The organism is Amycolatopsis sp. NPDC049691 (genome assembly GCF_040675005.1).
Classification (GTDB): domain Bacteria; phylum Actinomycetota; class Actinomycetes; order Mycobacteriales; family Pseudonocardiaceae; genus Amycolatopsis.
The window spans coordinates 356,975-381,415 of sequence record NZ_JBFANX010000004.1 but is presented as its reverse complement, the minus strand read 5'-3'; the positions used below and the strand labels follow the sequence as shown (position 1 = coordinate 381,415).

Here is a 24,441-nt window from a genome sequence, read left to right as displayed (position 1 = left end):
GTCAGTGGGCCACGTCGATGACGACGCGGTTGGGCGAGGTGAGGGTGAAGACGTTCACCGCGGTCCGCGACCGCACCCCGAGCCCGATCGTGAGGGCCGATTCGAAGTCCCCGGTGACGGCGACGGCCATGACGTTGCTCAGGTTCCGGGTCCGGAACTTCTGCGGCCCGGTGTAGGTGGGGTTCCCGTTCTGATCGTGCGCGGCGGCGGCGAAGACGGAGACGTTGACGAAGTACTGCCCGGTGAGCCAAACGACTTCCCCGCTCGGGTCGGCGGTGAGCTCATCGGTGAGCTGGTAGCTGAGGGTCCCGGGAACGTGCCCGGCGGAGAGGTCGAGCACGACCCGGTCGAAGCCGGGGTTGTTCCCGGTCCGGATGTTGGTCAGGGTCGGAGCGGTGGACTGGGCCTGAGCGGGCACGGCGGCGGCAACGCTGCCGGCGACCAGCAGGGCGATGGCGACGAGTGCGCGTCTGACGGGTCTGGACATGGTGGGCCTCCTGGCGGAGCGAACCGGTGGAAGTCCCAGCGCTGGGTCTGCTGAGGACGTCCGGTTGGTCCGGGAGTTGCGCGGGAGTCCCTTATCGTTATGCGGCTGCTTGAGGTTTCGTCAGTCGATTACAGGAAGTACTGCGCTGGGTGTGAATCGTGACGCGGGGAAGGCCGAAGCCGCGCTCGCGATCACCGCTCGACAGGTATGGGACGGAAGCCGTGGTCCGAGCGACTTCACGACGGCGTTCGCCGGAGCGACGGTGTACGCGCAGCGACCCGACCAGCCCGCGCTGCTGGTGACCGAGCTCGGCTCGAGAGGCCGATGGACGGTCGTGTTCTCGACGCTCGAACGGCTGGCGGCACACGTCGGCGATTGTGACTTCCTCGCCACGACGGGTGCGGATTTCCTGGAACTGGTTCCGCCGGGCATCGGTGTGATGGTCGATCCCGATGACGGGCATCGGTTCCCGATCCTGGTTCGCATGGCGCCGCCGGACGTGGTCGCGCGGGTATGGGCTGAGGCCCCGGGGACGGGCAGTGCCGTAGGGGAGTGAAGACGACCGTGTACAACGAGGGGGCGAAAGGTGGAGGGTCCGGGCTTTCACGTCGATGTGGATGTGCTGGAAAGCGCGTCGAAGAACATGAGCGCAGTGGTGCAGGACCAGGACAGCTTCGAGTTGCGAGGCCTGTGCGGGTGAGCCCGAGCTGTATGGACACGCCGGTGTGCACGACGCCCTCGCGGAGCTGTGCGGCCGGTGGAGCGTGGGTATCGATGCCCTGGTCGACCGCGCGAGCGACCTGGGTGATCTGCTCGGGAAGGCGGCCAGTGCCTATCGGGCGGTCGAGCAAAGCAACACAGAAGCGTTGAAGACCGATCCCGGCTGGGACGCCGTCACGCCGGATCCGCCGTTGGTGGGCGGCGTCTGATGGCCGAGCTCGGCCAGACAACGGACCCTCGGGCGCTGGTGCCCGGTGATCCGGCCGCGGTGTTCGAAAACGCCCGCGTCCTGAGTGCGCGAGCGAACACGACCGCGACGGTCGGTGACGCGCTGAAACGTATCGACACCGGAAGCTGGACCGGACAAGCTTCCGACAAGTTCCACCAAGAACACCAGACCGAGGTGCCGCGCCGGCTGCAAGCTGCAGACTCGCTCGACAACGCCGCCCAAGTGCTCGATGGCTACGCCGCTTCCCTCTCGTGGGCGCAAGGACAAGCGTCCGAGGCGATCACGAAGTGGCAGCAGGGGGATGAGGCAACCCGGCAAGCCAGGGCGGCCCATGAACGGGCGGTGTCGGAGGCCCAAGCACAAACGCAGGCGAACGCCCAACGTGGCGACCCGACGGTCGTGCAGCCTCCGTCCTTCACCGATCCGGGTGAAGCGCAGCGCCAGGAGGCGCGAGATATCCTGAACAGGGCGCGACAGCAACTGGCGGGAGCAGGCGACCGTTGTGCCGAGGCACTGCGGGTCGAGGCCTCGTTGGCGCCGCAGGACTCTCGTGCGCAGGCGGACGCGAATTTCTTCGGCGGGATCTGGGACACGATTTCCGGTGCCGGGGAAGCTCTCTGGACCGCGATCACCGATCCCGCCGAAACCGTGGCGGCGATGGCGCACAACGTCACACATCCAGTGGAGACCTTCAAGGAGATGGTGGCCTGGGACGATTGGGTCAACGGACACGGGGACCGCGCGCTCGGCAAGATCACCGGCGGGCTGCTGCTCTTCGGCGCCGGCAAGCTCGCCAAGGGTTTGCTCACCAAGGGCGAGCACGCCGGGGGCGATCACGTACCTGATGAAGCCCGTCCGAAAACACCGGTCGATCGGGCGAACGCGGTACGGGACGCGATTTCCGGCGAAGACGGGAATATCCCGGGCGTCGAGGACAGCAAGGGCGTGCGAATGGTGTCCCGGCAAGACCTCGACGGCATAGTTGACAATGTGCGCTCGAAGCTGGGAGAGCCCGACAAGGTCATCGAAACTCCCAAAGGTAAAATCGAGACCTGGCAGATCAGCGGCGACCCACCGTCCACGGTCACCTATCGTACGTTCAGCAAATCCGGAGGCCCCACGATCGACATCAACAAGGTGGACGGCCTCGACGAGGTCAAGCGGTTCCACGTGACGGGCGGAAGCCACTGATGAGTTCCTACCAGGAAGATCTGGACTACCTGCTGGACTACGCGCGGGAGGACTGGGTCGGGCTTTCGCCGGTTGGTGCGGTAGCGGGTGCTCTCGCGGGCAAGGGGGCCACCTTCGACCAGTTGACGTCGGCGCTGCTGGCCGTCATCGGCGACCTCAGCGACCGCGGGGCGGTGCCCGGTGATCTCGTCGATCAGGATCCGGGGTTCCGGCCTTGGCCGGGCACCAGAGACGAGCACCTTCGCCGCATCGCGGCCGAGGTCGCGGCGCTCGGGCGGCTTCCCGAAACCGGCGAAGTCGCGTGGATCCACGATCCTTCGGCCTAGGTCACCAGCCGCGGTCTTGGCCGGCGTCGCCAGGTCTGCAAGAGACGGGGTCGCCGAGTCGGCGCTCAAGCGTGGCGTGATGCCAACGAGACGACCCCGTTCGGGAAGATCCGCAGCTCACCAGCCGCGCTCGCGCCATTCCTTCAGCTTCGGCCGCTCCGCGCCCAACGTCGAATCGTCCCCGTGACCCGGGTAGAACCAAGTCTCATCCGGCAGCTCGTCGAAAATCCGCGACGACACGTCGTCCAGCAACGACGTGAAGTTCTCCGGCGAAGAAGTCTTCCCCACCCCACCCGGGAACAGCGAATCCCCCGTGAACAGATGCGGGTGCCCGGCAGGGTCGCGATACAGCAGCGCGATCGACCCCGGCGTGTGTCCCCTCAAGTGGATCACCGAAAGGGTGACCTGTCCCACCGTCAGCGTGTCCCCGTGCTCCACCAAGAAGTCCGGCGGCACCGGCAACGGCGGAGCGTCCAACGGGTGCGCCGCCGTGTTGGCGCCGTTCGCGCCCGCCACCGCGCCCAGCGCCTGCCAGTGGTCCTGGTGCTGGTGCGTGGTCACCACCGTCCGCAGCGCGGGCCGGTCCGGGCCGTGGCCGATCAGGTCCGAAATGCGCTCCGGGTCGTTCGCCGCGTCGATCAGCAGCGCCTCGTTCGACTCGCGGCACACCAGCAGGTACGTGTTGTTGTCCATCGGGCCGACGGACAGCTTGGTGATGGTCAGCGCGTCCAGGGTGCGCCGGGTGGCGTCGCCGCCCGGGTCGACGTGCCCCGTGTAGGTCTCCACGATGTTCACCTGGCACACGGTAGTCGTTTCGCTCCAACCGGTTCCACCCGCACAAGCGCTCCGGCGAGCGGACACGTAGGCTCACGGCGACCCCAGCCCAGCCGACCTCAGGACGACCGTGCCCACCTCCCCGACGCCGCGCCGGATCAGCTGGGACCTCCTCCGCGTCGTCGCCGTCCTCGCGGTCATCCTCGGGCACGTCACCCACCAGGGGGCCCTTCTCCACCCCGAGCTGACGGGGTACCCCTTCCGGGTGACCGCGCAGTTCGGCGCCGCGATCCTGCTGGTGATCTCCGCCTTCTTCGTCTGCGCCAGCCTCCGCAAGGGCAACCCGCGCCGGTGGCTGTGGAACCGTGTCGCGCGTCTCGTGCCCGCCTACCTGGTCGCCGTCCTGCTGACCTACGTCGTGACGCGGTGGGCCGCCATCTCCTTCAGCGGCCTGCCCTACCCGCCCGGCGTCACCGGGTTCCTCTTCGGCGTACCGCAGGGGCCACCGACGAACCCGTCGCCGTGGTACATCCCGACCTGGCTGGACCTCGTCGCCAACCTCGGCATGGTGCAGGAGTGGGGCATCCGGTCGGAGACGTTCTACTACCTCGACGGCTCCTACTGGACGCTGCCGGTGCAGCTGCTGGCCTTCACCGGCGCCGCCCTGCTGTGGCCGCGGTCGTGGCGTACCCACCGGCTGACCGTCGCCCTGCTCTGGGCGCTCATCCTCGTCCCGCTCGCGCTGCGCTTCCTCGTCTTCCCGCCCGGGACGGCGAGCCCGCTGGTCGAGACGTTCTTCTACGGCCTGGGCCTGCACCGGCTGCACGTCTTCGCGATCGGCGTCGCGATCTGGCTGTGGGCGCAGGGCCGGCTGAAGACGTGGCACGGCGCACTTTTCGTGCTCGCCGCCGTGGCCGCGCAGGACCTGCAGGTCTTCCCGTTCCACGTCGCGCTGCCGCAGGACGCGCGGCGCTGGCCGTCCACGATCGGGTTCGCCGTGCTGCTCCTGCTGGTCTGCCTGGCCGCCCGCGGCCCGGACTGGCGGTTCCCCGGACTGGCGCGGATCGCCCCGGCCGTCACGTGGCTCGCGGGCATCTCGTATGGTCTTTACCTGGTGCACCAGGAACTGGGCTACATCCTGGCCCGTGCCCTGCTCGACCTCGGCTTCCCCGGCTGGCTGCGGCTCCCCGTCGTCGTCGGCGCCGCCGTGCTGGCCGGCTGGGCGGTCACCGCGGGGGTCGAACGCCCGGCCCACCGGTGGCTCACCAGACGTCGAAAGCCCGAAGAACCGCAGGTCAAGGACGCGGAACCCGTTTTTGTCGGTGGTGGCTCGTAGCATGGGTCGCGGCCACCCGTGCATCTCGAAACCGGGTGAGCGACCGCAGCTGAAGAAGACATTGAGAGGACCCTGGCGTGGCTGATCGCCTCGTTGTTCGCGGTGCCCGCGAGCACAACCTCCGCGGCGTGGATCTCGACCTGCCCCGCGACAGCCTGATCGTGTTCACCGGCCTGTCCGGGTCCGGGAAGTCGAGCCTCGCCTTCGACACCATCTTCGCCGAGGGGCAGCGGCGCTACGTCGAGTCGCTCTCGGCGTACGCCCGGCAGTTCCTCGGGCAGATGGACAAGCCGGACGTCGACTTCATCGAGGGCCTCTCGCCCGCGGTGTCGATCGACCAGAAGTCGACCTCGCGCAACCCGCGCTCGACCGTGGGCACGATCACCGAGGTCTACGACTACCTGCGCCTGCTCTACGCCCGCGCCGGCAAGGCCCACTGCCCCAAGTGCGGCGAGGCGATCAGCAAGCAGACCCCGCAGCAGATCGTCGACCAGGTGCTCGCCATGGAGGAGGGCACCCGGTTCCAGGTGCTCGCGCCGGTGGTGCGCGGGCGCAAGGGCGAGTACGTCGACCTGTTCGAGAACCTGCAGCAGCAGGGCTACGCGCGCGTGGTCGTCGACGGCACGGTCCACGCGCTCACCGACCCGCCGAAGCTGAAGAAGCAGGAAAAGCACCAGATCGGCGTGGTCATCGACCGGCTGACCGTGAAGGCGGCGTCGCGCCAGCGGCTCACCGACTCGGTCGAGACGGCGCTGCGCCTGGCCGACGGGCTGATCGAGCTGGAGTTCGTCGACCTCCCCGAGGGCGACCCGCACCGCATCCGCGGCTTCTCCGAGAACCTGGCCTGCCCCAACGGCCACCCGCTGGCCATCGAGGACCTCGAGCCGCGCTCGTTCTCCTTCAACTCGCCCTACGGCGCCTGCCCCGAGTGCACCGGCATCGGCATCCGCAAGGAGGTCGACCCGGAGCTCGTGGTCCCGGACGACGAGCTGTCCCTGGCCGAGGGCGCGATCGCGCCGTGGTCGGGCGGCCAGAGCGCGGACTACTTCATCCGCCTGCTCGAGTCGCTGTCGGAGACCATCGGCTTCCGCATGGACACGCCGTGGCGGCGGCTGCCGGCGCGCGCCCAGAAGGCGGTGCTGCACGGCGTCGACGAGCAGGTGCACGTCCGCTACAAGAACCGCTACGGCCGCCAGCGCTCGTACTACGCGGCCTTCGAGGGCGTGATCCCGTTCCTCGAGCGACGCCAGGAGCAGACCGAGTCCGAGTACATGCGCGAGCGGTACGAGGGCTACATGCGCGAGGTGCCGTGCCCGGCCTGCCAGGGCACCCGGCTCAAGCCGGAGATCCTCGCGGTGACGCTGCAGCACAAGACCCGCGGCGACATGTCCATCGCCGAGGTCTGCGCGCTGTCCATCGCCGAGGCGTCGCAGTTCCTCGACGAGCTGGAGCTGGGCCAGCGCGAGGCGATGATCGCCGGCGCGGTCCTGAAGGAGATCCAGGCCCGGCTGCGCTTCCTGCTCGACGTCGGCCTGACGTACCTCTCGCTCGACCGCGCGTCCGCCACACTTTCGGGTGGTGAAGCGCAGCGGATCCGGCTCGCGACGCAGATCGGTTCCGGTCTGGTGGGCGTGCTGTACGTGCTGGACGAGCCGTCGATCGGCCTGCACCAGCGCGACAACCACCGCCTGATCGAGACGCTGACCCGGCTGCGGAACCTGGGCAACACGCTGATCGTCGTCGAGCACGACGAAGACACCATCCGCTCCAGCGACTGGGTGGTCGACATCGGCCCGGGCGCGGGCGAGCACGGCGGTCACATTGTCCACAGTGGACCGTACAAGAAGCTGCTGAAGAGCAAGGAATCGCTGACCGGGCAGTACCTGTCCGGCCGGCGGAAGATCGAGGTGCCGGCGATCCGGCGGCCGATCGACAAGAAGCGGCAGCTGACCGTCGTCGGCGCGCGCGAGCACAACCTGCGCGGGCTGGACGTCTCGTTCCCGCTCGGCTGCCTGGTCTCGGTCACCGGCGTCTCCGGCTCGGGCAAGTCGACGCTGGTCAACGACATCCTCGCGACGGTGCTGGCGAACAAGCTCAACGGCGCCCGCCAGGTGCCGGGCCGGCACACCCGCGTGAACGGCCTGAACAACGTCGACAAGCTGGTGCGCGTCGACCAGTCGCCGATCGGCCGGACCCCGCGGTCCAACCCGGCCACCTACACCGGCGTCTGGGACCACGTCCGCAAGCTGTTCGCCGCGACCACCGAGGCGAAGGTGCGCGGCTACCAGCAGGGCCGGTTCTCGTTCAACGTCAAGGGCGGCCGCTGCGAGGCGTGCGCCGGCGACGGCACGATCAAGATCGAGATGAACTTCCTGCCGGACGTCTACGTCCCCTGCGAGGTCTGCAAGGGCGCGCGGTACAACCGGGAAACCCTCGAGGTGCACTACAAGGGCAAGACCGTCTCGGACGTGCTCGACATGCCCATCGAGGAGGCCGCGGAGTTCTTCGAGCCGATCAAGGCCATCCACCGCCACCTGCAGACGCTGGTGGACGTCGGCCTCGGCTACGTCCGCCTCGGCCAGCCGGCGCCGACGTTGTCGGGCGGTGAGGCGCAGCGCGTCAAGCTGGCCAGCGAGCTGCAGAAGCGCTCGACCGGCAAGACGGTGTACATCCTCGACGAGCCGACGACCGGCCTGCACTTCGAGGACATCAGCAAGCTGATCGGCGTGATCAACGGCCTGGTCGACAAGGGCAACACGGTGATCGTGATCGAGCACAACCTCGACGTGATCAAGACCTCCGACTGGATCATCGACATGGGCCCCGAAGGCGGCTCGGGCGGCGGCACGGTCGTCGCCGAGGGCACGCCGGAGTACGTCGCCGAGGTCGAGGGCAGCTACACGGGCGAGTTCCTGCGGACGGTCCTCGCCGGCGAGTGAAGCGGCTACCGCTCCTTCCCGGTGGTCTGGTGGACCACCGGGGAGAGCGGGCCGTAGTGCAGTGCCCGGACGCGGAACGCCGAGTTCTCTTCGCCGGGCAGGAGTGACAGCGCGCACGTCGTCGTGTCCGGGTCGGTCACTTCCACCGGGTCGAAGTCCGGCGCGCCCGGACGCCGGATCTCCAGCAGGAAGCCGGCTTCGTCGCTCGTGCGGTCGGCCCACGTGAACGTCACGGTGTCGCCCGAAACCACCGTGTGCAGGTCCGTGGACACCGGGCCGCCGAACGGCTGTTCCCGGTAGTAGAACGGCGTCTCCGGGATCAGGTCCGGGTGGTGGTAGCTCGTCGTGTGCGGTGGCAGGAACCGCAGCGTCGTCCACGGCCCGGCGGGGTCGTTCGCGTACTCGACGCGGTGGCCTTCGCCGTCGTCCGGCCACGTCAGCACCACGTCGGTCGGTGACGTCAGCGAAGCGGTGAACGAGGGCGGCGGCGCGGCCGCCGAACAGCCCGCGGCCAGCAGCGCCACCAGCACGAGGGGTTTCGCGGACACGGCGGCTCCCGGGACGAGCGGGGCGGCGGTGCGGACGTGATCAGCTTAGGAACCCGCCCGCACGGCGACAAGATCGTGCCGATCACCGGGGCACACCAATCCGGCGGCGAACCGGCACCGAACCGGGCGAAACCGCGCTGAACCGTTTCCGGCGACCGTCCGTGTTCCCAGGTGTCGAGGTCCGCCGGACGGCGGTGCCGCCCTCACCGAGGAGAGAAACGCCATGAACCGTATCCGGCCGGTCGTCGTCAGCGCCCTCGCGCTCGCCGCCGTCGCCACGTTGTCGGCCTGCAGCGAGATGGCCTCCGGGGCGCAGGGGCCGGAACACGGCCAGCCGGGGCACAAGATGCTGTCGGTCGGCTCCGTCAACGGGCTCGGCGCGGTGGTCACCGACGCCGACGGCCGGACGCTCTACCGGTTCGACAAGGACCTCTCGCAGCCGCCGACGTCCAACTGCGACGGCGAATGCGCGACGGCCTGGCCGCCGGCGCTCGCCGGGGTGGCGACGCCGATGCTCAAGGGCATCCAGGAGACCCAGGTCGGCACGGTGACCCGGAAGGACGGCAGCAAGCAGCTCACGCTCAACGGCTGGCCGCTGTACCAGTTCTCGGGCGACAAGGCACTGGGCGACGCGAACGGCCAGGGGGTCAACGGCACCTGGTTCGCGATCGCCCCCGACGGCAGCAAGATCACCGCGGCCAGGGCCTCCGGGTCCTGACCCACGACGGATTCCGGGCAGAACGAGGAAGGACGGGCAGCCGATGAACACCATGGTCGCGCTGCGCTCGACGCACGCACCGCCGGTGGCGCTGAGGGTTGCAGTACTGTCCTCGCCGACTCAGAACACCGTCGGGAGGACGAGGGTGGCGATCGGAGGCAGGCGGCCTAAGAAGGCCAAAGGCGAAGACCTGATTCGGCAGCTGTACGCCGAACACGGCCGGAGCCTGCTGGCCTACGCGACGAGGCTGACCGGTGATCGGGCGGCAGCCGAGGACGTGGTCCAGGAAACGCTGGTCCGTGCGTGGAAACACGCCGACGACCTGCAGAACGACGGGAAGGGCTCGGTGCGCGGCTGGTTGCTGACCGTCGCGCGCAACCTGGTCACCGACCGGGCACGTGCCCGGGCGGCGCGGCCACAGGAGGTGGCCGAACCGGCCGAAGGCGTGCCGACGCCGGCCGTCGAGCGCGACCACGCCCAGGGCGTGGTCGACTCGATGACGGTGCTCGGCGCGATGGACGGCCTGTCGAACGAACACCGAGAGGTCCTGGTGGAGATCTACTACCGGGGACGGACGGTGGCCGAAGCGGCGAGAACACTGGGCGTCGCGCCGGGTACCGTGAAATCACGGTCTTACTACGCACTGAGAGCACTGAGAGCAGCGATGATTTCGAGCGGAACGGAGGTGGCGCGATGAACTCGGTCGACGAGAGTCACACGCAGCTCGGCGCGTACGCCCTCGGCGCGCTCGACGCGAGCGAGGCGGCCGACTTCGAGCGGCGGCACCTGCAGACCTGTGCGCAGTGCCGGTTCGATCTGAACGAGCTGGTGGCCCTGCGCGAGTCGCTCGACGAGGTGCCGCCCGAGGCGTTCCTCGACGGGCCGCCCGAAGGCGGGGACCTGCTGCTGCAGAAGACCCTGCGGCGGGTGCGCGAGGAAGAACAGGCCGCACCGGTCCGTTCCGGCCGTTCGTCCCGCCGGGGCCTGGCCCTGGTCGCGGCGGCCGTGCTCGTGGTGGCCGCGCTCGGCGGCGGCATCCTGGTGGGGCGGCAGACGGCGCCGGACAACGGCGGCGGTATCGCGGCTCCCGCTCAGGACGTGCCCGGCACGAAGAGCGTCGAAGGGCGCGATCCGACGACCGGCGTGCAACTGGCCGCGTCGGTGGCGCCGTTCCAGGGCTGGGTCCGGGTCAACGTCGCCGTGAAGGGCGTCAAGGCCGGTGAACAGTGCCTGCTGCAGGTCGTCACCAAGGAAGGCCAAGCCGTCACCGCGGGCAGCTGGAAGGTGTCCGAGAAGTGGGAGAGCCAGGGCTTCTCGCTCGACGGGTCCGCGCTGGTCGCGCCCGACGACGTCAAGTCGGTCGACATCGTCACGGTGGACGGCCGGAAGCTGGTCTCGGCCCAGGTGTGACGTGACGGGCGCGCGCTACCGGTTCAGCAGCGACTGGCTGCTGCCCGGTACCGCGCCCGAGCGGGTCTTCGGCGCGGTCACCGACCTCGCCGGCTACCCGCGGTGGTGGTCGGACGTCCGCGCGGTGCGCCGGGTGGACGACGACACCGCCGAGCTGGTCTGCCGGTCCCGCCTCCCGTTCCGCCTGGTCGTCCGGATGCACCGGGAGCACCAGGACGAACGGTCCGGCTTGCTGCGGGTCCGGTTGAGCGGCGACCTGGACGGGGTGCTCGCGGGAGCGGTCCGCGCGGCGGGCGCGGGCACGCTCCTGCGGATCACCCAGGACGTCCAGGCTCGCAAGGAGCTGCTGCGGCGGCTCGACGCGGTGGCCCGGCCGCTCTTCCGCGCGAACCACGCGCTGATGATGCGGCGGGGCCACCGTGGGCTGTCGGCCTACCTGGCCTGACACTCCGCCTCCAAGCGCCCCAATGTGGCCTTCGGTGCGTCAGACGCACCGAAGGCCACATTGGGTGCGTCTGACGCAACCAAGGCCACATTGGGGCGCACGTCCGAGCCCGGAGCCGTGCCGGCCACTCGAACCCGTGGCGTCGATCCCGTTGGTGGGTTCGCCGGGATCCTCGCCATCGCCGGTACCGTCTTCGCCGTCGCCGGGTTGCCCCTCAACTACCGCTACGGCAGCTATCCCCTCGCCCAGTACCGCCCCGGCATGGAGTACTCCGTCGGCCTCGTCGCCGCCTGTGCGCTCCTCGCCGGGATCCTCGGCCTCGTCCCGCGGACCCGCTCGCGGACCGGTCCCGCCCTGCTCGTCGGGGCCGGCCTCGCCGCCCTCTTCGGCTTGCTGCGGTTCCTCGGCGAAGCGCTCACCCTGTCCACCGGCTCGGACACCGAACTCGACGCCGGCTTCACCTTCGCGCTGCTCGCGCACCTCGCCTGGACCGTCGCCGGTGGGTGCGGCCTGGTCGCGCTGCGCCGGAACGGCGGGCCGCGCGCCGGGCCCGTGCGCGGGTGGGCCTCCTGGGCCGCCGTCGCGCTGGGGATCCTGGCCGCCGCCGGCTGGGTGTTCCAGCTCGCCGAACTCACCGCCTACGACTCCGACGGCGCCGGCCGCAACGGCGCCTACTTCCTGCTCGGGGCCCTGGTGGCCGTCGTCGTGCCCGTGGTCGCCGTGGTGTTGCGGCCCGTCACGCCCCTGGTGCTCGCCGCCGGGCTCGCCGGGCCGGTCGCGGTGCTGCCGCCGACCTTCGCGGCCATGGCCGACTACTCGTCGCTGACCGAAGCGGGGCAGGTCGTCGCCGTCGTGGCGCTCGTGCTGCTCGCCGCCGACGTCGTCGTGCTGGCCCGGGCGAATCAGCCGATCGAGCGACGGCCCTGAGTTGTCGCCCCGGCACCGCCGGGGTACGACGACGATCATGAAGACAGCGACAGTGGCAGCCGCCGTGGCGGTCGTGCTCGCCGGGCAGAGCCCCGCCCTCGCCGACGGTGGGGTGCAGGCCGACCCGCCCAGCTGGGGCCTCGACCGGATCGACCAGCGCGCCGGGCTCGACCACGCCTACCGCTACGCCACCGATGCGGCGGGCGTCTCCGTCTACGTGATCGACAGCGGCGTCGACGCGAAGCACCCCGACTTCCAGGGCCGCGTCGCGCCCGGGCGGGACTTCCTGAGCGGCGGCTCCGACACCTCCGACCCCAACGGCCACGGCACCCGCCTCGCCGGGATCGCCGCCGGCAAGGACTACGGCGTCGCGAAGGGCGCGCAGATCGTCCCGGTGCGCGTGCTCGACAAGGACGGCGGCGGCGCCACCGACCAGATCATCGCCGGCATCGACTGGGTCGCGCAGAACGCCCAGCAGCCCGCCGTCGCCGTCCTCGGCATCGGCGGGGTCCCGAACGACCGGCTCGACGCCGCCGTCAAGCGCCTCGCCGCCGTCGTCCCGGTCGCCGTCCCGGCGGGCAGCGAGACGGCGGACGCGAGCGGCTTCTCCCCGGGCCGGGTCGCCGAAGCGCTGACCGTCGGGGCGACCGACGCCCAGGACCACCCGGACAAGGCGTCGAACTTCGGCCAGGACGTCGACCTCTACGCGCCGGGTGTCGAGGTCCCCGGCCCGACCGCGGGCGGCACCGGGGCGGGGCCCGAGTCGGGCACCTCGATGGCGGCGGCGTTCGCGGCCGGCGTGGCCGCGCTGTACCTGGCCCAGCACCCGGATTCGACCCCTGCCCAGGTGGACCAAGCGCTTGTTCAGGCCGCGACGGCGAACGCGCTGACGGGTGTCCCGGACGGCACGGCCAACCGGCTGCTTTACGCGCCACCGGGATCCTGACAAGCTGCCCGAACGGCCACCCGGCCAATCCCCAGCGGCGCATGATGTCCATCACCCGGGACTGAACTCCCGCAGAGCGGGAAGAACCGGGTAACGTGCGTTGACTTACCGATCCAAATGGGAAGGACCGGGCATGTTCCGCAAGGTGCTGGTGGCCAACCGCGGGGAGATCGCGATCCGGGCGTTCCGCGCCGGCTACGAACTGGGCGCGGGGACCGTCGCCGTGTTTCCGCACGAAGACCGCAACTCCCTGCACCGGCTGAAGGCCGACGAGGCGTACGAGATCGGCGAACCCGGTCACCCCGTGCGTGCCTACCTCTCGGTCGACGAGATCGTCGCCGCCGCCAAGAAGGCGGGAGCCGACGCCGTCTACCCCGGTTACGGTTTCCTCTCGGAGAACCCGGACCTGGCGCGCGCGTGCGAAGAAGCGGGCATCACGTTCGTCGGGCCGAGCGCCGACATCCTCGAGCTCACCGGCAACAAGGCCCGCGCGGTCAAGGCCGCGCGCGAGGCCGGCGTTCCGGTGCTCGGGTCGTCCGAGCCGTCCAGCGACGTCGACGCGCTGGTCGCGGCGGCCGAGGAGCTGGGCTTCCCGGTGTTCGTCAAGGCCGTCGCCGGTGGTGGCGGGCGCGGCATGCGCCGGGTCGAGGACCCCGCCCAGCTGCGCGAGTCCATCGAGGCCGCCGCGCGCGAGGCCGAGTCCGCCTTCGGCGACCCGACCGTCTTCCTGGAGAAGGCCGTCGTCGAGCCGCGGCACATCGAGGTCCAGATCCTCGCCGACGGCGAAGGCAACGTCATCCACCTCTTCGAGCGCGACTGCTCGGTGCAGCGGCGCCACCAGAAGGTCGTCGAGCTGGCCCCGGCGCCGAACCTCGACCCCGAGCTGCGCGACCGCATCTGCGCCGACGCCGTCAAGTTCGCCCGCCAGATCGGCTACCGCAACGCCGGCACCGTCGAGTTCCTGCTCGACAAGCAGGGCAACCACGTCTTCATCGAGATGAACCCGCGCATCCAGGTCGAGCACACGGTCACCGAAGAGGTCACCGACGTCGACCTCGTGCAGTCGCAGCTGCGGATCGCCTCCGGCGAGACCCTCGCCGACCTCGGGCTGGCCCAGGACAAGATCTACCTCCGTGGCGCCGCCCTGCAGTGCCGCATCACCACCGAGGACCCGGCCAACGGCTTCCGCCCGGACACCGGGATGATCTCCGCCTACCGCTCGCCGGGCGGCTCGGGCATCCGGCTCGACGGCGGCACCGCCTTCTCCGGCACCGAGATCAGCGCGCACTTCGACTCGCTGCTGGTGAAGCTCACCTGCCGCGGGCGGGACTTCAAGACCGCCGTCGGGCGCGCGCGCCGCGCGGTCGCCGAGTTCCGGATCCGCGGTGTCGCGACGAACATCCCGTTCCTGCAGGCGGTGCTCGACGACCCGGACTTCCGCGCCGGGCGCGTCACGACGTCGTTCATCGAGGAGCGCCCGCAGCTGCTCACCGCGCGCCAGTCCGCCGACCGCGGCACGCGGCTGCTGACCTACCTCGCCGACCAGACGGTCAACAAGCCCAACGGCGAGCGCCCGAAGACGCCGGACGCCACGCTGAAGCTGCCGAAGCTGGCCAAGGACGCCCAGCCGGCGCCGGGGTCGAAGCAGAAGCTCGTCGAGCTGGGCCCGGCCGGGTTCGCGGAGTGGCTGCGCAAGTCGCCGCACATCGGCGTCACGGACACGACGTTCCGCGACGCGCACCAGTCGCTGCTCGCCACCCGTGTCCGCACGAAGGACCTCCTCGCGGTCGCGCCGGTCGTCGCGAACACGCTGCCGGAGCTGCTGTCGCTGGAGTGCTGGGGCGGCGCGACCTACGACGTCGCGCTGCGGTTCCTCGCCGAGGACCCGTGGGAGCGGCTGGCCGCGCTGCGCGAGGCCGTGCCGAACATCTGCCTGCAGATGCTGCTGCGCGGGCGCAACACCGTCGGGTACACGCCGTACCCGACCGAGGTGACCACCGCCTTCGTCGACGAGGCCACGAAGACCGGTATCGACATCTTCCGCATCTTCGACGCGCTCAACGACGTCGAGCAGATGCGGCCGGCCATCGAAGCCGTGCGCGAGACCGGGACGGCCGTCGCCGAGGTGGCGCTCTGCTACACCTCGGACCTGTCCGACCCGGGCGAGAAGCTCTACACGCTCGACTACTACCTCAAGCTGGCCGAGCAGATCGTCGGCGCCGGGGCGCACGTCCTGGCGATCAAGGACATGGCCGGGCTGCTGCGCGCGCCCGCGGCGACCAAGCTGGTCACCGCGCTGCGCAAGGAGTTCGACCTGCCGGTGCACATCCACACCCACGACACCGCGGGCGGCCAGCTGGCCACCTACCTCGCGGCGATCAACGCGGGCGCGGACGCCGTCGACGGCGCCGTGTCGTCGATGGCGGGCACGACTTCCCAGCCGTCGCTGTCCTCGATCGTGGCGGCCACCGACCACTCGGCGCGGACCACCGGGCTGGACCTGCGGGCGATCGGGGACCTGGAGCCGTACTGGGAGAGCGTGCGCAAGATCTACGCGCCCTTCGAGGCCGGGCTGGCGTCGCCGACCGGCCGGGTCTACGACCACGAGATCCCCGGCGGGCAGCTGTCGAACCTGCGCACGCAGGCCATCGCGCTGGGCCTGGGCGACCGGTTCGAGGACATCGAGGCGATGTACGCGGCCGCCGACAAGATCCTCGGCCACCTGGTGAAGGTGACGCCGTCGTCCAAGGTCGTCGGCGACCTCGCGCTGCACCTGGTCGGCGCGGGCGTCTCGCCGGCCGACTTCGAGGCGGAGCCGAACAAGTTCGACATCCCGGACTCGGTGATCGGCTTCCTGCGCGGTGAGCTGGGCGACCCGCCCGGCGGCTGGCCGGAGCCGTTCCGCACCAAGGCCCTGGAGGGCCGGGCGGCGGCGAAGCCGGTCGCCGAACTGTCCGAAGAGGACCGTGCGGCGCTCGCCTCGGAACCCCGCCGGACGCTGAACCGGCTCCTGTTCCCCGGCCCCACGAAGGAGTTCGAGGCGCACCGCGAGGCCTACGGCGACACGTCCGTGCTGCCCAGCAAGGACTTCTTCTACGGGCTGCGGCCGGGCGAGGAGTACTCGGTCGACCTGGAGCCGGGGGTCCGGCTGCTCATCGAGCTGGAGGCGATCGGCGAGGCCGACGAGCGCGGCGTCCGCACGGTGATGTCGACGCTCAACGGGCAGCTGCGCCCGATCCAGATCCGCGACCGGTCGATCGCGTCGGACGTCCCGGCGACCGAGAAGGCGGAGAAGGGCAACCCGAAGCAGGTCGCGGCGCCGTTCGCCGGCGTCGTCACGCTGCAGGTCGCCGAGGGCGACACGGTCGAGGCCGGCGCGACCGTCGCGACGATCGAGGCCATGAAGATGGAGGCGTCGATCACCGCGTCCGCCGGCGGCAAGGTGGGCCGGCTGGCGATCACCTCCGTCCAGCAGGTCGAGGGCGGCGATCTCCTGCTCGTCCTGGAATGACGCTGATCAACGCGGTCCCGCAGCGCCAAGGCGCCGTGGGACCGCGGGCGGCGGAGCTGCCGGACGGCTGCCTCGCGCTCGCGGAGCTGGCCGGGCACGTGCTCGGCAGGCCGGTGCACCACGTCCGGCAGACCCAGGCACTGTCCGAAGTGGACGGCGGGATCGCGTCCCGGGCGGTGCTGACCGGCCCGAACCGCGCGGCCCAGCTGGCGGCCCTGGAGGCCCCGGGCGGCCCGGTGCTGACGATCGGCGGCGACTGCGGCGTCGAGCTGGTCCCGATCGGCGTGGCGCGCTACCGCCACGGGCCCGGCCTGGGTGTCGCGTGGTTCGACGCGCACGCGGACCTGAACACGGCCTCGACGTCGCCGTCGGGGGCGTTCCACGGGATGGTGCTGCGGTCGTTGTTCGGAGAGGGCGATCCGGAGTTCGCGGCGGACCCGGCGCTGACCCCGGGGAGCGTGGCGCTGCTCGGAACGCGGGCGTTCGACCCGGAGGAGCGGGCGGCGGTCGTGCGCGGGCTCGCGGTCACGTCACCGGATGCCTTGACCGGCGTGGAAAAGCTGTACGTGCACGTGGATCTGGACGTGCTGGACGTCGCCGAGTTCCCAGGGCTGAACTACCCGGAGCCGGACGGGTGGACGATCGACCGCCTGGTTGCGGAGCTGGATGCCTTGGCGGGGTTCGAGGTCGTCGGCGCGGGGATCACCGAGTGCGTGGGGACTTCGCGCGAAGTCGAGGTCCTGGAACCGGTCCTGGCCGCGGTGGGCCGGCTTCTCACGGCCACGCCGCGCGAAGGGCGTTGATCGCCGTGTCCAGATCGGCGCCGAGTTCCCGGGCTTGGGTCGCGTAGGTCGTCGCGGCCTTGAGAAGCAGCTCGGCCGGGGCCGGGCGGCCTTCGGGGAGCGTCACGACCGTGCCGCGGGCGCGGGCCGTCGTCACCCAGCCCGCCGCCTCCAGTTCGCGGTACGCGCGGGCCACCGTTCCGGACGCCAGTCCCAGGTCGCGGGCCAGCTGGCGGATCGGCGGCAGGCGCGCGCCCTCCGCCAGCGCGCCCGTCGTGACCGCGTGGACCACCTGGTCGTGCACCTGCCGCCAGGGTGCCAGCCCGTTCTCGGTGTCGACGACGATCTTCACGCGACGGCCGGCTGCCGTTTCACCGGGGCCGTGACGGCGAGGAACGCGGCCAGCCCGGCCACGACCGCCAGGAGCGAGCCGAAGTCGCCGCCCGGCCAGCCGATCGACGTGCAGGCGCCGATGCCCAGCCCGATCGCCACCCGCGTGCTGCGCCGGCGCAGCGCGAGGTCGACCCGGGGGCCGCCGACCGCCGGGCGGCGCACCGCGAGCAGGGTGATCGCCGCGCAGATCACCGCCGCGCCCGCGGCCACCGCCAGCAGCTTCCACTGCGCCGTCAGCGCGAGGTGCGTGATCGCCCCGGCGACGGCCAGCACGCCGAGCACCAGCATCCAGGCCGGGACGATCCCCAGCAGCGTCCGCGGGACGAGGTCCGCCTCCCGGCGCGGGCCGCGGGACGGCCGCTGCGCCAGCAGTTCGGCGATCAGGCCGCCCAGCAGCAGGGTGGCGAAGAGCGAGCCCGGGCCGGTGTCGTCGACCAGCGGCGGCAGGGCGAGGAACAGCCACGGGTACCAGAACCGCCGTCGCTTCAGGTAGCGGACGGCGAGCATCACCTCGCCGGCGTCCGGGTCCGGTACGCCCCAGCGCACGAGCAAGCGCTTTCCCTGCTTTTCGCCCGGCCAGAGCACGATCAGGATCGCCAGGCCGATCAGCCCGGTGATGAGCGCGACGCCGAGCACGTTGTCCCACGGCATGCGGACCTCCTCGCTTGTATCAACCACACGATACAAGATGCCCGCGTAACCGCGCAGCGCGGCGCTCGTTGGAGGTTCGTCCGTTCGTATGCAGGCGAACGTGCAGTCGGCGGGGCACTTGTCAGCTTCCCGCAGCCGCGTCCGGTGAACTTGTCACGAACCTGACAAGAAATCGGTTTCCTCTCATTCGGGTGACACATTCGGCGCTAGCTTTTCGATGTGTCCGTTGTCACCCCGCTTCAGGTGCGGGGTGCCCGGCCACGCATGCGCGGGCCGGGGTCGGCGGGGCGGAGCGAAGGAGCTGCGATGTCGGTGGAGCGCGGATTCGAACACGCTGCGCCACCGGCCCCACTGCCCCGCAAGCTCGCCGACATCCTGCGGCCGGAGCTGGCCAGCCTCGCGGCCGAGATCGTCGACGAGATCCGCGCGACGATCCCGGCCTACGCGCGCCCGCTCGACGGCCCCTACGGCAAGTCGATCCGCGCCGGCGTCGAATACGCGATCACGTTGTTCGTCGCGCAGATCGCCGACCCGACCGTCTCGAAGGAACAGTCCCACGAGGTCCACCACCGCCTGGGGCAGAACGAAATGCGCGAGGGCCGCAGCCTCGACACGCTGCAGTCGGCGTACCGGGTCGGTGCGCGCGTGTCGTGGCGGCGGATCATGCGCGTCGGGCGGCGAAGCGGGCTTTCGTCGGCGGTGATGTCCCAGCTGGCCGACGCGATGCTGGCGTTCATGGACGAACTCGCCTCGGTCGCGCTCGACGGCTACCTGGAGGCGAAGGCGCGCACGGCGGGAGCGCTCGACACGTGGCGCCGCAAGCTGCTGCACCTGATCCTGGAGACGCCGCCGGCGTCCCCGAAGGCGATCGCCGAGCTGGCCCAGCTGATCGGCTGGCCGGTGCCGGCGGACGCGACCCCGGTGGCGGTCTGCCCGGCCGACGGCGTCGCCCCGGCCCGCCGCCACGCGGGCCTCGACGCCGACATCCTCGCCGAGCTCGACACCCCGGACCCGAAGCTGGTGGTCCCGGGCGAGTTGGGCGGCGCCCGCCTGGCGACGCTCCAGGTGGCCCTGCCGGACTGCCGGCTGTCGATCGGCCCGTGCGTCCCGCTGGCGTCGGTGGCGGATTCGTTGCGCTGGGCCCGCAACGCGCTGCACCTGGCCGAGCGCGGCGTCCTGGCCCCGCGCCCGGTGCTGCGCGCGGAGGAGCACCTGGCGACGCTGCTGGTCAACTCCGACACGGGCCTGGTCGGCACGCTCCGGCACCGCCTGTTCGCGCCGCTGGCGGACATGACGGGCAAGCAGCAGGAGCGCCTGCTGGAGACGCTGCGGGCCTGGCTGGACAGCCAGGGCAACGTGGTGGAGATCGCCGACCGCCTGGGCGTCCACCCCCAGACGGTCCGCTACCGCATGCGCCAGCTGCAGGCAACGTTCGGCGACAGCCTGCGCGACCCGGCCGCGCGGTTCGAGATGGAGCTGGCATTGCGCGCGGGCGCGGCGCCGTTGCCGTTGCGGTACCCGGTGAGCGAGCTGCTGCCCTCGCCGCGGGCCGGTGGTTCGCGTCCACAGTGGACGCCACGGTAGCCGGTCACGGTTCCTCCTGCTCCTCCTCCGCCGGGTCGCGGACTTCCCAGCCGGACCAGTCGGGGTACTCGTGGTGGTGAGTGGTGGATCTCCCGATCGCGCGACGCCGGGAGCAGGGTGCTCGATCCGGTCCAGCTGGTGGGCCGGGACCATCGGTGCGACGAGCGGCCGGAGTTCGGCGGTATCGGGTGCGCCGTGCCACCGCGCGGCCGTGCTCCTGGCCTCCGCGGCCGAGCAGGGGAGTCGTCGACGAGCACATCCGGGTCGAGCGCGGCCGGTTCTGCGGTGCTGATCCGGGACTACCGGTCCGCCGGGTCAGTGGCTCGCACGGTAGACCTCAGCGGGGATCGGCGCCACCGGCGGGCAGTTGCGGTGGTCGGCCTCCGTGCACAGCTGGATGATCGTCAGCCGCGCCGATGCTTGGTTGCCCGGGCCCGAGTTCTGGCCCGTGAACAGCGAACTCAGCTTTTCCGCCGCGCCGCAGTTCTTGAACGGGGGCAACGAGAAGCCGCGGTACTTCGGGTCCGCGTTCGCCGGGTCGGTGCCGATCAGGCCGCCGGTGAACGGGTCGTACTCGCCGATCATGTCGATCGGCATCGGCGTCGCCGAGACGCAGTCCGGGCCGGCGTCGAGCGGGACGCCGTTCACCTTGACGTCGCTGAGCCGCGACACCACGTCGAGGTGGTTGCGGAGGATGCCGTCGAACAGGGTGCCGAACGAGTGGATCATCGTGGCGCCGCTTCGGTAGTCGACCGGCAGGAACTCGACCGTCGCGGTGATCGGCAGGAACCCGTAGCCGAGGTAGGACACCGTCACCGGCGCGAACGCCAGCTCGCCGGTGATCTCGCTCCGGATCGGGAACCCGTCGGGCGTCGTGATCCGGAACCAGACGCCGTTGACCAGCGCGGCCGGCTTGCTGTGGATCTTGGCGCCGGTCTTGGTGATCGTGGCCGTGTTGTCGACCTGGTTCGGCTGCAGCGGCAGCACCATCGTGACGGTGTCGTCCGGCGGCGGCTCTTCGTCCAGCAGGGAGTGCTTCTGCGAGCCGCCCGGCTGAGGCGCCGGCGTGGTCTTCTTGCCCGGCGCCGGTTTCCCGGACGGCGGTGCGGCGGCCGCCAGCACCGCGACCGAGCCGAAGGAGAGGTCCTCGCCCGCGTCGGCGGTGCACGCCACCTGCTGGGCGGGCTGTTCCGGTGGTGCGCCCGTCGGGCCCAGCGCGAGCTTCGGTGCGGTCAACCGGATCTTGAGCAGGCCGGCGGTGGAGGGCGAGAACGCCGCGAGCTTCCCCTTGGCCGTCAGGAGCAGGTCGCCGTCGGCCGGGAGCGGCGTCGCGGCGATGGTCAGCGGGACGGCGAGGGTGTCCTTGACCTTGCCCTGCTCCAGCAGCAACTGGAAGGTCAGGCCGCCTTCGAGGGTGGTGGCGGTACCCAGCAGCTGCTGGGCGGCGGCGCGCGGTAGCGGAAACGACACGGCCAATCCGTCGATCGTGGCGGGCTTGCCCGTGGTCATCGAGGCGGGCAGCGTGGCCTCGGTCTTCACGTCGAGCTTCAGCGGTCCCACCGGGTCGGCGAAGACGCAGGTCGTCGCGACCGTCTTCGCGACCTCGCGCCCGCCCTTGCCCACGTCCGCGGCGGCGGCCCCGGGCGCGGCCGAACCCGTCCCGGTGAACGCGCCGGTGGTCACCGACACCGCGCACACCAGCGCGAGCGCGCCGCGGGTCGCCGTCCGCCGGGTCAGCCGTCGGGCCATGCCGTGCTCCTGTCCGTGCCGCGGGGAAACGAGCCGTAGGGATGGCCGGGGCCCCGGCCATCCCTACGGTGAAGCTGGTTCAGCTCGGTCACGTGATGACGAAGTTCGGCGAGAACGCGAGGTTCTGCGCCGGGCTCGTCGTCTTCGGCGTGCAGCTCATGTTCCAGTTCGCCCAGGTGTTGTTGGACGCCTTGTGGAACTGCAGGGCCGCGGTGATCGGCGTGCCGAGCGACAGGGTGTCGCTGCCCGCGGTGGCCGGCGCGGTGTAGGTTGGGACCGACGAGGTCGCCACTTGGCTGATGTTGACGGTGATCGGCCCGCCGGCCGGGTAGATCGTTTCAGGGATGTTCAGGCCGCTCGCCGGGCCGGAGACCGTGCCGCGGGCGGCGGTCACCGGCACGGTGGCGGTGCCGCGGAGACCGTCGTAACCCACCGCGGTGAGCAGCGAGTGGACGGCCGCGGAGATCGTCGCGGTGCCACCGACGTTGGTCGGCACGGCGGTGCCGCCGGCGGCGATCGAGTCCGGGCCGGTCAGGAACGCGGTGATGGCCACGTCCTGCTGGGGGATGCCGGGGAAGGTGCACCGGTAGGTCGCGCCGGCGTTGTAGGTCGTGTCGGCCGAGGCCACACCGGTCAGCACCATGCCGAGCGCGCTGACAGTGGCGGCGGTCGCGGCCGCCTTGAGGGACAGGTTCCTGAGTCGGGTCATGACTGCCAATCTCCTTCGATCATCCAGTTGACGTCTCGGGCGGGCGTTGCCCACGCGCCCTGCGGACCAAAGTGGTACCGCGAATTCCCCCGGTGTTTTCCCTGGTGCAGCCCGAACCCTCGCGAGGTGGCTGTGATAAATGAGGTTACTCGCCAGTCGGTTGCGCAACAAGGATGTCACGTGGTCGGTTTCCACCGGCCATTGGCCCGCTGAGTTCTTGTCAACTCCGGAGTAGTGCGGTGATGACCTTGGTGCGATTTTGACAAATACTCGCACGCGTTCCGATCGGTGGTTGTCCGCGTTACTATCGATACCACGCGCGCACCGTGACCGCGGGAATCGATTCAGCGAAAGAGGATGCCGTGGCCCCCCGTTTCCGCACCGCCCACCGCCGGGCCTCCGTGCTGCTCGCCGCCACCCTGGCCGCCGTGCCCGTGGTGTCGGCCGCGTCCGCTTCCGCACAGGCGCCGGACACCGGCGGCGTCGTCGAATGGGGCTTCTCGAACTACATCATGGGTCCGCCGCCGGAGGCTTCCGACGGGCTCAGCGCCGTCTCCATGGGCGGGATGGACGCCATGGGCCTGAAGGGCGGCCAGGTCCTGGTGTGGGGGGACAACAACTTCGGGCAGACCGAGGTCCCCGAGGCCGCGCTGTCGGGCGTGAGCGCGATCGCCGCCGGCTGGGGCCACGAGCTCGCGCTCAAGAACGGCGGCGTCCTGGCCTGGGGGAACGACTGGTACGGCCAGGCCGACGTGCCCGCCGACGCGAAGTCCGGCGTCACCGCCATCTCGACCAGCGCCATGCACAACCTCGCCCTCAAGGGCGGGCGCGTGCTCAGCTGGGGCCTGCGGTCGGACGTCCCGGCCGCGGCGACCTCCGGTGTCGTCGCCGTGTCCGCCGGAGGCGACCACAGCCTGGCGCTCAAAAACGGCGGGGTGCTCGCCTGGGGCGCCGACGACCACGGCCAGACCGACGTCCCGGCCGACGCCAAGTCGGGCGTCACCGCGATTTCCGCCGGTCACCAGCACAGCCTCGCGCTCAAGGACGGCCGGGTCATCGCCTGGGGCCGCAACGACAACCACCAGGTCGACGTCCCCGAATCGGCGCAGTCGGACGTCGTCGCGATCGAGGCCGGGTGGACCTTCAACTTCGCGCTCAAGAGCAACGGGGACTACGTCGCCTGGGGGTCCAACGACGTGACCGAGGGCGACCCGGTGAGCTGGGGTCTCTGCGGGCCGTTCCTCTCCCTCTCCGCCGGCGACCGGTTCACCGTCGCGCTCAAGGCGGACCCCAACGCACCCTGCTGACCGGCTACGAAAGAGGGGCTTCCCGCGCCGGGAAGCCCCTCTTCGCGTACCGGGTCAGCCTTCGGTCTTGGCCGCCAGGTCCAGGGAAATCGTGTTGCCCGGGCCCGACACCAGCGCGCCCAGTGCCAGGTCGGCGATGAAGCAGTTCTTGAAGTCCGGGATCGTGTACGTGCCGGTCACCGTGATCTTCGGGCCGAAGATGTCGACGTCCTTGGCGCTCAGGTCCAGGTCGAGCGGCTTGCTCGCCTTGCAGCTGCCCGGCACCGTCGGCAGCGGGAACACCGGGACCAGCAGGCCGGCCCAGATGTCGTAGATCTCCATGTTCGCCTGGGCGTGCGTGGTCAGCGTGCCGTCGGCGATGGTGCCCGTGGCCGGGCCCGTCGGGGTGATCTTGACCTTCGCTTTGATCTTGAAGATGCCCGACACCAGCGAGATGTTGGCCTGCGACGGCGGCAGCGTCAGGTCGGCGCGCAGGCCGACCGAGCCGGTCTGGTCGTCGATGATCAGGGCGCCGTCGAGGTTGCCCGGGCCCAGGGTCATCGCGCTGCCGGTCTTCTTGACGACCGTGCTGCCGGTGACCGTGTAGCCGACCGGGATCTCGACCACGTCGGCCGAGGCGGGAACGGCGGTGACAACGCTCATCGCGATGCCGGCGGCCGCCGTGACCGCGGCCGCGCGCGCCCATTTCCGGCCGTTCTTCCGAGTGCGCGACAAAGTAGGCATGCCGACTCTCCTTCACAGTGTGAAACAGCGGGGAAA

24 protein-coding genes are annotated in these 24,441 nt (G+C 70.8%); 16 read left to right on the top strand and 8 right to left on the bottom strand.

The genetic code is table 11. The features are described from left to right. Window position 1: 1 nt before the first annotated feature. Window positions 2–487: a hypothetical protein gene (locus AB0J40_RS11705; RefSeq protein ID WP_364450980.1), complete on the bottom strand. Its 486-nt coding sequence runs from the start codon at window positions 485–487 to the stop codon at window positions 2–4. Window positions 488–638: 151 nt separating this feature from the next. On the opposite strand from AB0J40_RS11705, the gene AB0J40_RS11700 reads away from it, so the two are divergent. The 4 genes from AB0J40_RS11700 to AB0J40_RS11685 all read left to right on the top strand — a co-directional run bounded on the left by AB0J40_RS11700 (window position 639) and on the right by AB0J40_RS11685 (window position 2,953). Further along, the gene (locus AB0J40_RS11700; protein WP_364450977.1) at window positions 639–1,043 is read left to right on the top strand and encodes an SseB family protein; all 405 of its coding nucleotides are present in this window, start codon (window positions 639–641) and stop codon (window positions 1,041–1,043) included. A gap of 169 nt (window positions 1,044–1,212) precedes the next feature. Further along, window positions 1,213–1,416, top strand: a complete 204-nt coding sequence (locus AB0J40_RS11695) for a hypothetical protein (protein WP_364450974.1) — start codon at window positions 1,213–1,215, stop codon at window positions 1,414–1,416. Beyond that, window positions 1,416–2,627 (top strand): putative T7SS-secreted protein, encoded by a 1,212-nt coding sequence (locus AB0J40_RS11690; protein ID WP_364450972.1) that lies wholly within the window; start codon window positions 1,416–1,418, stop codon window positions 2,625–2,627. Before AB0J40_RS11695 ends, AB0J40_RS11690 begins: the two co-directional genes overlap by 1 nt. Then, entirely contained in the window at window positions 2,627–2,953 is a 327-nt protein-coding gene (locus AB0J40_RS11685; RefSeq protein ID WP_364450970.1) for a hypothetical protein, read from the top strand. The genes AB0J40_RS11690 and AB0J40_RS11685 overlap by 1 nt, the downstream gene beginning before the upstream one ends. Before the next feature lie 117 nt (window positions 2,954–3,070). On the opposite strand, the gene AB0J40_RS11680 is transcribed toward AB0J40_RS11685, so the two are convergent. Further along, on the bottom strand, window positions 3,071–3,748 hold the full coding sequence (locus tag AB0J40_RS11680) for an MBL fold metallo-hydrolase (RefSeq protein ID WP_364450967.1): 678 nt from the start codon (window positions 3,746–3,748) through the stop codon (window positions 3,071–3,073). Window positions 3,749–3,857: 109 nt separating this feature from the next. On the opposite strand from AB0J40_RS11680, the gene AB0J40_RS11675 reads away from it, so the two are divergent. Together AB0J40_RS11675 and uvrA are read left to right on the top strand one after the other, a co-directional pair. Next, window positions 3,858–5,063 carry an acyltransferase gene (locus AB0J40_RS11675; protein WP_364450964.1) on the top strand — a complete coding sequence of 402 codons (1,206 nt, stop codon included), beginning with the start codon at window positions 3,858–3,860 and terminating at the stop codon, window positions 5,061–5,063. A 77-nt stretch (window positions 5,064–5,140) separates the two neighbouring features. Next, on the top strand, window positions 5,141–8,002 hold the full coding sequence (gene uvrA, locus AB0J40_RS11670; protein ID WP_364450961.1) for an excinuclease ABC subunit UvrA: 2,862 nt from the start codon (window positions 5,141–5,143) through the stop codon (window positions 8,000–8,002). A 5-nt stretch (window positions 8,003–8,007) separates the two neighbouring features. Here the strand turns inward: uvrA and AB0J40_RS11665 are convergent, their stop codons facing one another. Next, entirely contained in the window at window positions 8,008–8,550 is a 543-nt protein-coding gene (locus AB0J40_RS11665; protein ID WP_364450959.1) for a fibronectin type III domain-containing protein, read from the bottom strand. A gap of 223 nt (window positions 8,551–8,773) precedes the next feature. Here AB0J40_RS11665 and AB0J40_RS11660 point away from each other — a divergent pair, with 223 nt between their 5' ends. The 8 genes from AB0J40_RS11660 to AB0J40_RS11625 all read left to right on the top strand — a co-directional run bounded on the left by AB0J40_RS11660 (window position 8,774) and on the right by AB0J40_RS11625 (window position 17,310). After that, the gene (locus AB0J40_RS11660) at window positions 8,774–9,268 is read left to right on the top strand and encodes a hypothetical protein (protein WP_364450956.1); all 495 of its coding nucleotides are present in this window, start codon (window positions 8,774–8,776) and stop codon (window positions 9,266–9,268) included. 145 nt (window positions 9,269–9,413) lie between these two features. Continuing rightward, a complete protein-coding gene (locus tag AB0J40_RS11655; RefSeq protein ID WP_026469270.1) occupies window positions 9,414–9,965 on the top strand; it encodes a sigma-70 family RNA polymerase sigma factor in 552 nt (183 codons plus the stop codon). Next, entirely contained in the window at window positions 9,962–10,678 is a 717-nt protein-coding gene (locus AB0J40_RS11650) for a zf-HC2 domain-containing protein (RefSeq protein ID WP_364450953.1), read from the top strand. The genes AB0J40_RS11655 and AB0J40_RS11650 overlap by 4 nt, the downstream gene beginning before the upstream one ends. A 1-nt stretch (window position 10,679) precedes the next feature. Next, window positions 10,680–11,123, top strand: coding sequence for an SRPBCC family protein (locus tag AB0J40_RS11645; protein ID WP_364450951.1), 444 nt, complete (start codon window positions 10,680–10,682; stop codon window positions 11,121–11,123). Between the two features lie 117 nt (window positions 11,124–11,240). After that, complete coding sequence (locus tag AB0J40_RS11640) at window positions 11,241–12,050, top strand: hypothetical protein (RefSeq protein WP_364450948.1); 810 nt, start codon at window positions 11,241–11,243, stop codon at window positions 12,048–12,050. Between the two features lie 37 nt (window positions 12,051–12,087). Beyond that, entirely contained in the window at window positions 12,088–12,996 is a 909-nt protein-coding gene (locus tag AB0J40_RS11635) for a S8 family peptidase (protein ID WP_364450945.1), read from the top strand. Between the two features lie 133 nt (window positions 12,997–13,129). Further along, entirely contained in the window at window positions 13,130–16,507 is a 3,378-nt protein-coding gene (locus AB0J40_RS11630) for a pyruvate carboxylase (RefSeq protein WP_364450942.1), read from the top strand. Next, window positions 16,504–17,310: an arginase family protein gene (locus tag AB0J40_RS11625; protein WP_364450940.1), complete on the top strand. Its 807-nt coding sequence runs from the start codon at window positions 16,504–16,506 to the stop codon at window positions 17,308–17,310. Before AB0J40_RS11630 ends, AB0J40_RS11625 begins: the two co-directional genes overlap by 4 nt. On the opposite strand, the gene AB0J40_RS11620 is transcribed toward AB0J40_RS11625, so the two are convergent. Both AB0J40_RS11620 and AB0J40_RS11615 read right to left on the bottom strand, forming a co-directional pair. Further along, a complete protein-coding gene (locus tag AB0J40_RS11620; RefSeq protein ID WP_364450938.1) occupies window positions 17,282–17,641 on the bottom strand; it encodes a GntR family transcriptional regulator in 360 nt (119 codons plus the stop codon). The genes AB0J40_RS11625 and AB0J40_RS11620 overlap by 29 nt on opposite strands. Further along, window positions 17,638–18,333 carry a hypothetical protein gene (locus tag AB0J40_RS11615; protein ID WP_364450935.1) on the bottom strand — a complete coding sequence of 232 codons (696 nt, stop codon included), beginning with the start codon at window positions 18,331–18,333 and terminating at the stop codon, window positions 17,638–17,640. Before AB0J40_RS11615 ends, AB0J40_RS11620 begins: the two co-directional genes overlap by 4 nt. A 306-nt stretch (window positions 18,334–18,639) precedes the next feature. Here AB0J40_RS11615 and AB0J40_RS11610 point away from each other — a divergent pair, with 306 nt between their 5' ends. Next, entirely contained in the window at window positions 18,640–19,917 is a 1,278-nt protein-coding gene (locus tag AB0J40_RS11610) for a helix-turn-helix domain-containing protein (RefSeq protein ID WP_364450932.1), read from the top strand. 315 nt (window positions 19,918–20,232) lie between these two features. Here AB0J40_RS11610 and AB0J40_RS11605 read toward each other — a convergent pair whose 3' ends face one another. Both AB0J40_RS11605 and AB0J40_RS11600 read right to left on the bottom strand, forming a co-directional pair. Continuing rightward, window positions 20,233–21,666 (bottom strand): DUF6801 domain-containing protein, encoded by a 1,434-nt coding sequence (locus tag AB0J40_RS11605; protein ID WP_364450929.1) that lies wholly within the window; start codon window positions 21,664–21,666, stop codon window positions 20,233–20,235. 88 nt (window positions 21,667–21,754) lie between these two features. After that, window positions 21,755–22,375 (bottom strand): DUF6801 domain-containing protein, encoded by a 621-nt coding sequence (locus AB0J40_RS11600; RefSeq protein ID WP_364450926.1) that lies wholly within the window; start codon window positions 22,373–22,375, stop codon window positions 21,755–21,757. Window positions 22,376–22,737: 362 nt separating this feature from the next. Between AB0J40_RS11600 and AB0J40_RS11595 the strand changes: the two genes are divergently transcribed. Continuing rightward, window positions 22,738–23,682: a hypothetical protein gene (locus AB0J40_RS11595; protein WP_364450923.1), complete on the top strand. Its 945-nt coding sequence runs from the start codon at window positions 22,738–22,740 to the stop codon at window positions 23,680–23,682. 54 nt (window positions 23,683–23,736) lie between these two features. On the opposite strand, the gene AB0J40_RS11590 is transcribed toward AB0J40_RS11595, so the two are convergent. Next, the gene (locus AB0J40_RS11590) at window positions 23,737–24,405 is read right to left on the bottom strand and encodes a hypothetical protein (protein WP_364450922.1); all 669 of its coding nucleotides are present in this window, start codon (window positions 24,403–24,405) and stop codon (window positions 23,737–23,739) included. Window positions 24,406–24,441 lie beyond the last annotated feature (36 nt).